The organism is Listeria rocourtiae subsp. hofi (assembly GCF_963575615.1).
Classification (GTDB): domain Bacteria; phylum Bacillota; class Bacilli; order Lactobacillales; family Listeriaceae; genus Listeria_A; species Listeria_A hofi.
The window spans coordinates 55,885-62,525 of record NZ_CAUYTL010000016.1; the positions used below are offsets into that span (position 1 = coordinate 55,885).

7 protein-coding genes are annotated in these 6,641 nt (G+C 37.0%); 5 read left to right on the plus strand and 2 right to left on the minus strand.

The features are described 5' to 3' along the window. Positions 1-44: 44 nt before the first annotated feature. Positions 45-896, plus strand: a complete 852-nt coding sequence (locus R8925_RS08625) for a glucosaminidase domain-containing protein (protein ID WP_430535483.1) — start codon at positions 45-47, stop codon at positions 894-896. 221 nt (positions 897-1,117) lie between these two features. After that, the gene (locus R8925_RS08630) at positions 1,118-2,185 is read left to right on the plus strand and encodes a glucosaminidase domain-containing protein (RefSeq protein WP_430535484.1); all 1,068 of its coding nucleotides are present in this window, start codon (positions 1,118-1,120) and stop codon (positions 2,183-2,185) included. A gap of 102 nt (positions 2,186-2,287) precedes the next feature. On the opposite strand, the gene R8925_RS08635 is transcribed toward R8925_RS08630, so the two are convergent. Continuing rightward, positions 2,288-3,043, minus strand: coding sequence for an exodeoxyribonuclease III (locus R8925_RS08635; RefSeq protein ID WP_430535485.1), 756 nt, complete (start codon positions 3,041-3,043; stop codon positions 2,288-2,290). 75 nt (positions 3,044-3,118) lie between these two features. On the opposite strand from R8925_RS08635, the gene R8925_RS08640 reads away from it, so the two are divergent. Next, positions 3,119-3,649 carry a DUF1697 domain-containing protein gene (locus R8925_RS08640; RefSeq protein WP_430535486.1) on the plus strand — a complete coding sequence of 177 codons (531 nt, stop codon included), beginning with the start codon at positions 3,119-3,121 and terminating at the stop codon, positions 3,647-3,649. Between the two features lie 12 nt (positions 3,650-3,661). Then, positions 3,662-4,897 (plus strand): peptidase T, encoded by a 1,236-nt coding sequence (gene pepT / locus R8925_RS08645; RefSeq protein ID WP_430535487.1) that lies wholly within the window; start codon positions 3,662-3,664, stop codon positions 4,895-4,897. A gap of 44 nt (positions 4,898-4,941) precedes the next feature. Here pepT and R8925_RS08650 read toward each other — a convergent pair whose 3' ends face one another. Continuing rightward, entirely contained in the window at positions 4,942-5,715 is a 774-nt protein-coding gene (locus R8925_RS08650) for an ABC transporter ATP-binding protein (protein WP_430535488.1), read from the minus strand. Between the two features lie 93 nt (positions 5,716-5,808). Between R8925_RS08650 and R8925_RS08655 the strand changes: the two genes are divergently transcribed. Further along, positions 5,809-6,417: an HD domain-containing protein gene (locus R8925_RS08655; RefSeq protein ID WP_430535489.1), complete on the plus strand. Its 609-nt coding sequence runs from the start codon at positions 5,809-5,811 to the stop codon at positions 6,415-6,417. Positions 6,418-6,641: the final 224 nt, after the last annotated feature.

Here is a 6,641-nt window from a genome sequence, read left to right on the forward strand (position 1 = left end):
AGGGTAAAAGGGGCATCAAGGTATAGAAAGTAGGTTTTACCAAAATGAGACGTCGGAAAAAAAAGCCACTTCTTATTGGAATTTTACTTGCGGTCGTTGTACTCGGCGTATTGACATTTTTCATAGTAGATAAACTATTTTTAATGGAAGATGAGCCAGTAGAAGTTACGCGCATCGATCCAAAACAAGAATTCATTGAGCTACTCGCCGGACATGCACAACAAATACAAGAAAAAGAAGGTATTTTGACAAGTATTACACTAGCCCAAGCCATTTTAGAGTCTGACTGGGGGAACAGCGGGCTAGCCACAGAAGGACGGAATTTATTTGGTATTAAAGGAAAGTATCAAAACGATTCTGTGATGATGCCGACAAAAGAATATGAGAATGATACGTGGGTGACCGTTGATGCTGCGTTCAGAAAATATCCAACTTGGTACGAATCATTAGATGATCACGCAAATCTCTTTTTAAAAGGAACATCTTGGGATAAAGACAAATATCGCGAAGTTGTCGAAGCAAAAGATCATCGAACAGCGGCCAATGCATTACAGAAATCTGGCTATGCGACAGATCCAGGCTACGCTAATAAGTTAATCGAATTAATTGAGCAAAGAAATTTACAGGCTTACGATAAAATTTATGACACGATTATTTCTAAAAAAGCGATGCACGAAACTGGTTCGGCAACACTTACAAAAAATACCGCTATTTGGTCTAGTCCACCTAAAACCAAAGGGGCAAAAAAGGTAAATGATATAGCTAAATATGGAAATAAAAAATTAGAAATTATCCAAGAAATGAATACCGAAAATGGGAAATGGTACCAAATAAAAGCAGGCTCAAAAACTCTAGGATGGGTAAATAAAGATGTGATTCGCATTAGAACGCCATAAAATTATGGCGTTTTTTTCATGTGTTCAAAAATAAAACATATCTAAGAAGTGGCTATAAATAGCGGTATAGATACATTTTGTAATATTATAAACAGAAATGACACATCTCTGTAACCTAAATGAAATACTATTTTTGCTAGAATGAACCCTGTTGATTTGAAAAGATGCATGAAAACAAAAATACTATAAAAAAAAGCAGAAAGAAGTGTAGAATAAATCGAATGAAAAAATCAGTTAAACGCAACGTAGCTATTTTAGGAACAATTGGAATGATGATGGGCACAGTTGGTATCCCGGTTAGCACATATGCGGCAGAACGAGAAAATAATTCATCTATAAGCTACACCAATTCCCAACAGAAATTTCTAGATAAAATAGTGCCAGATGCGCAGAAGCTTCAACGCGAGCATGGCGTTTTAACGAGTGTAACGATTGCCCAGGCTATTTTAGAATCAGGATGGGGAAAAAGTGGCTTAACACAACAAGCCAATAATCTATTCGGAATTAAAGGTAGCTATGAAGGCGAATCTATCACAATGAATACGAAAGAATTTTTTAACAATAGTTGGACAACGATAGATGCACCATTTCGCGAATACCCTAGTTATTATGAGTCACTAGAAGATCATGCCTTGCTATTTGTTAATGGGCCTTCATGGAATCCAAATAAATACGCAGGTCTTGTTGGTGAAGAAGACTACAAGAAAGTAGCACAAATCATTGAGGATGGCGGTTACGCGACAGATCCAAATTATGCAGAACAACTTATTGCAACGGTAGAAACATATGGCCTTGCGAAATACGATCAAGTTTACGATACAATAACAGCTAAAACAAGTCTATATGCATATGGACAAGTAAAGCCTAACGCCCAAGCAGCAGCGTGGAACATTCCAGAAACAATGAAAAACGCCACGCAAAGAGCTTCTTTAACAAACTACAAAAACAAAAGCTTACGACTAGTTAACCGAGCAAAAGTGAGCGACGGTTCTACATGGTACGAAGCAACACTTAATGGTCAAAAAATTGGCTGGATTAATGCGGCGAATCTAAATCTTCTGTATACGACAGCAATGGAACAAGAAGTAAACTTAATAAGAGGTGTTGAGAACGAGGCTGGTAAAATATACGCTTTCCCAGTCGTAGATAGCAGTACTGTTCGAGGCACACTTGCGGGAATAGATGAGGTACACGTTGATAGCCAAGCGGTTGTTAACAATAAGATTTGGTACCGTATCAATGACGGCGGCAAACGACTTGGTTGGGTTGAATCACCAACATTAAAATAATATATAGAAGAACTCGTATCCGAAAAAATAGTTGGATACGAGTTTTTTGATGCATTTAAAAGGATTTTACGGATGTATGTCGAATAAGAATATTATGAGTGTCTACAGAGTAATTACTAATTCCACAGGGCAATGATCGGATCCCATAACATCTGCATGTATCACAGCCTCCTCTATTTTATCCGCTATACGAGCTGAGACAACGAAGTAATCAATGCGCCATCCAGTATTCTTGGCACGTGCATTCATTCGATAAGACCACCATGAGTAGGCGTTCTCTAAATCTGGATATAAGTAACGGAAAGAATCGGTAAAACCACTCGCAAGTAAATCTGTAAATTTGCCACGCTCTTCATCAGAGAATCCAGCATTTCTACGATTTGTTTTAGGATTTTTTAAGTCGATTTCTTGATGCGCTACATTCAGGTCACCGCACATAATAACTGGCTTGTTCTGATCTAATTTTTTTAGATGCTCTAAGAACGCGTCTTCCCAATCCATTCGATAATCAAGACGCTTTAATTCATTTTGCGAATTCGGTGTATAAACTGTAATCATGTAGAACTCAGGGTATTCCAGCGTAATGACACGTCCTTCTTGATCATGTGCTTCAATGTCTAGACCGTACTGTACTGAAATAGGTTTAGTTTTTGAGAAAATGGCTGTGCCGGAATATCCTTTTTTTACAGCATAGTTCCAGTAATCATGATACCCAGATAAGTCTAAATCGATTTGACCTTGTTGAAGCTTTGTTTCTTGAACGCAAAAAATATCTGCATCCACTTCTCTAAAATAATCCATGAAGCCTTTCTTTTCTGCTGCTCTGAGACCATTGACATTCCAAGAAATCAATTTCAATTCCATCACTCCTTTGATATCTCTTATTATACCTCACAATAATTTTTAGGTATAATAAGAAGTGGGAGGTAGAAGATGAAATATATTATATTCTTAAGGGCAATAAATGTAGGTGGAACCCGTAAGATTAAGATGGCTGATTTAAAAGAAGCCTTTCTAAGCGAAGGCTATCAGAATGTCATCACTTATATTCAAAGTGGGAATGTTATTGCGGAAAAGGAACAAATGAATCATGAATTTGTTCAGCAAGAAGTAGAGGCGCTAATAAAAAAACATTTTGATTTTGATGTTCCGACTGTTGCATTGAAACTGCCTGAGTATGAGGAAGTATTAAGGCAGAATCCTTTTGGTGAAGAAAAAGTGATGGTTCATTTTCTGGATAAGCTACCCAAAAAATCTGCAATCGATAAGCTACTAGAGTTAAACGCATCAAGTCCAGATCAGGTTGCAATTGTAGGAAGGTTTTTATACGTATCTTTGAAGGCAGGAGTATCCGACAGTGCATATTCAAATAAATTCGTTGAGAAGGTATTGCAAGTAAGAGCAACAGCAAGGAATTGGAATACTGTGTTGAAGATGTTTGAGAAGTTCAATAATCTAAGTTAGGGAGGAAAGATAATGAAGAATGAAATAATGGAACGCTTTATAAAATATGTACAAGTAGATACACAATCCGATGAGGCTAGTTCAACGGTCCCAACAACACCAGGACAACTTGAATTGGGAAATATTTTGGTGGAAGAATTAAAGGCGATTGGCATGGAAGATGTTACGATGGATGCGAACGGCTATGTAATGGCAACCCTTCCTAGCAATACGACTAAAAAGGTAGCTACTATAGGATTCCTAGCGCACATAGATACAGCCACAGATATGACTGGTAAGAACGTATCCCCACAAATTCATGAAAATTTTGATGGAGAAGCTATTGTGCTAAATAAGGATTTAGGAATTATTCTTTCACCAGAGGCATTTCCAGAGTTATCTACATATAAGGGACAGACGTTAATCACAACGGATGGTACAACACTTCTTGGTGCAGATGATAAAGCTGGTATGGCCGAAATAATGGTCGCAATGAATTACTTGCTGCAGCATCCAGAGATAAAGCACGGACCAATCCGAGTAGCATTCACACCTGATGAAGAAATAGGCCGAGGTCCGCATCATTTTGATGTAGAAGCTTTCGGTGCAGAATTTGCGTATACGATGGACGGTGGCCCGCTTGGAGAACTAGAATATGAAAGTTTTAACGCAGCTGCGGCTCGAATTACATTTAAAGGCAATAGCGTGCATCCGGGGACAGCTAAAGATAAAATGATTAATGCCAATAAAATAGCAATGGAGTTTCATAGCCATTTACCAGCAGATGAAGTGCCAGAAAAAACCGATGGATACGAAGGCTTTTATCATTTAGTTTCATTAAATGGAGATGTGGAACTTGCGAAATCCCACTATATTATCCGTGATTTTGATCATGATGGATTCATTGCAAGAAAGTTACGAGTGTCTGAAATAACAAAAGCATTGCAAGCAAAATATGGCGATGAAAATATTGTTTTAGAAATGACTGATCAATACTATAATATGAAAGAAAAAATAGAACCTGTTAAAGAAATCGTTGACATGGCTTACAAAGCTATGAAGAATTTAAATATCGAACCAGACATTCGCCCAATTAGAGGGGGAACTGATGGCTCACAACTATCGTTCAAAGGCATGCCTACACCTAATATTTTTTCAGGTGGAGAGAACTATCATGGTAAATTTGAATATGTCTCTGTAGAAAATATGGTGAAAGCAACACAAGTTATTATTGAGATAGCACGTCTATTTGAGCAAGAAGCTGAGTAATACACAATCGCGTACGAGGAATTTTTCTCGTACGCGATTATGTATCATTTAGGGAATACAGAAATTTGTCCATTATCTAAAGTAATGACATCCACAGCTTGACAATAGAAGGAAGATAATTTTTCTGTGGTAAGCATAGTTTGGGTGGGACCGGAATCATACTTTTTACCGTCTTTCAGTAGTAAGGTGTGGCTAAAGCACGGTAAAATTTCTTCCGTATGATGTGTTACATAAAGAATAGTTGGTGTATGAGGAAGGTTAGAGATAATCTTAATACGATCTAATAGACGTTTCTTTGCAAAAATATCAAGACCTGTACATGGCTCATCAAGAATTAACAGTTTAGGTTTTGCCATAAGGGCTCTAGCAATGAGAACAATCTGCCGTTCACCCTGAGATAAAATAGCATAACGTTTGCCTATTAGTTCTTTCCCGCCACACTCTATCAAGATATTGCAAGCAGCCTCTCTTTCTTCGGCAGTTGTATCTTGATATAATCCGATACTTGCAAATTTTCCACTAACAACGATAGATTCAGCAAAATCATATTCTCGTAATTGTTGTTGCAGAGACGAACTCACCCAACCGATAGATTTTCGCAGTTCTGGGAGTGATGTTTCTCCAAATTTGTGACCTAAAACATTAAGTGAACCAGATGTAGGCCAAAGATAGCCATTCAGCAATTTTAACAAGGTAGTTTTTCCGGAGCCGTTTAATCCAAGAACAGCCCAATGTTCCTGTGGTTTAACAGCCCAATCAATCGAATCTAATAAAGTTTTTCCATCACGTTTTAAGTATACCTGATCGAATTTGAACATATCATCATTCCTCCTAGTAAGATATTGGGTCTTAACATCCATTTTACATAAAAATAAGAAAATTAGAAAATATAAAGCGAGGTATTAGAGCAAATGGATAATCACATTATAGACGAGGCCAAAGCATATATAAAAAAAGAGTTCACCAATGAAGGGACAGGACACGACTGGTATCATATTGAAAGAGTGTACCGAATGGCAACGTATCTTCAAAGCAAAGAAGGTGGAAATCTTACAGTTATTAAATTTGCTGCTTTGTTTCATGATTTTACTGATTCAAAGTTAAAGAAGGACACTGAACAGGCGCAACAACTTATGGAAGCATGGTTTAGAAATCACCATTTATCAGAAGAACAAATCCGGAGTATTCTATCAATCATAGAGAATGTATCCTTTAGTCACGAACGTGCTGGAACAGTAGAACTAGATTTGGAAAGCAAAATTGTCCAAGATGCTGATAGATTAGATGCAATTGGAGCAATAGGAATAGCCAGATGTTTTACTTATGGAGGCGCAAAAGGAAGGCCTATTTATAGCCTGGAAAATATGGAATCGAGTAGTATACAGCATTTTTATGATAAGCTTTTAATAATTAAAGATAGAATCAAAACAAACACAGCTAAGCAGATAGCTCACTCTAGGCATGAGACCATTTTGGCTTTCTTAAAAAGCATTAAAAATGAATGTGATATACAAATTTAATGAATTAAAACAAAACAGTTGCATTTTAGGAATAACTATTATATACTTAGAAAGTTCTCGAGTTGAGAGCACGAAAATATTAATAAAATAAGTTGTTGACACGATAATAACTTTTATGATAAGATATAAAAGTTGTGTTAAACAAAGTAATGACCTTTGAAAACTGAACAGAAACAAAGATAAAACCAATAGAGACAGTGATGTTTCTAGGTAAGAATCGCAGG

Bases quoted from the DNA above. Each gene is read 5' to 3' on its own strand.
- R8925_RS08630 (WP_430535484.1), top strand. From the start codon at position 1,118: ATGAAAAAATCAGTTAAACGCAACGTAGCTATTTTAGGAACAATTGGA.
- pepT (WP_430535487.1), top strand. From the start codon at position 3,662: ATGAAGAATGAAATAATGGAACGCTTTATAAAATATGTACAAGTAGAT.
- R8925_RS08640 (WP_430535486.1), top strand. From the start codon at position 3,119: ATGAAATATATTATATTCTTAAGGGCAATAAATGTAGGTGGAACCCGT.
- R8925_RS08655 (WP_430535489.1), top strand. From the start codon at position 5,809: ATGGATAATCACATTATAGACGAGGCCAAAGCATATATAAAAAAAGAG.
- R8925_RS08650 (WP_430535488.1), bottom strand. From the start codon at position 5,715: ATGTTCAAATTCGATCAGGTATACTTAAAACGTGATGGAAAAACTTTA.
- R8925_RS08625 (WP_430535483.1), top strand. From the start codon at position 45: ATGAGACGTCGGAAAAAAAAGCCACTTCTTATTGGAATTTTACTTGCG.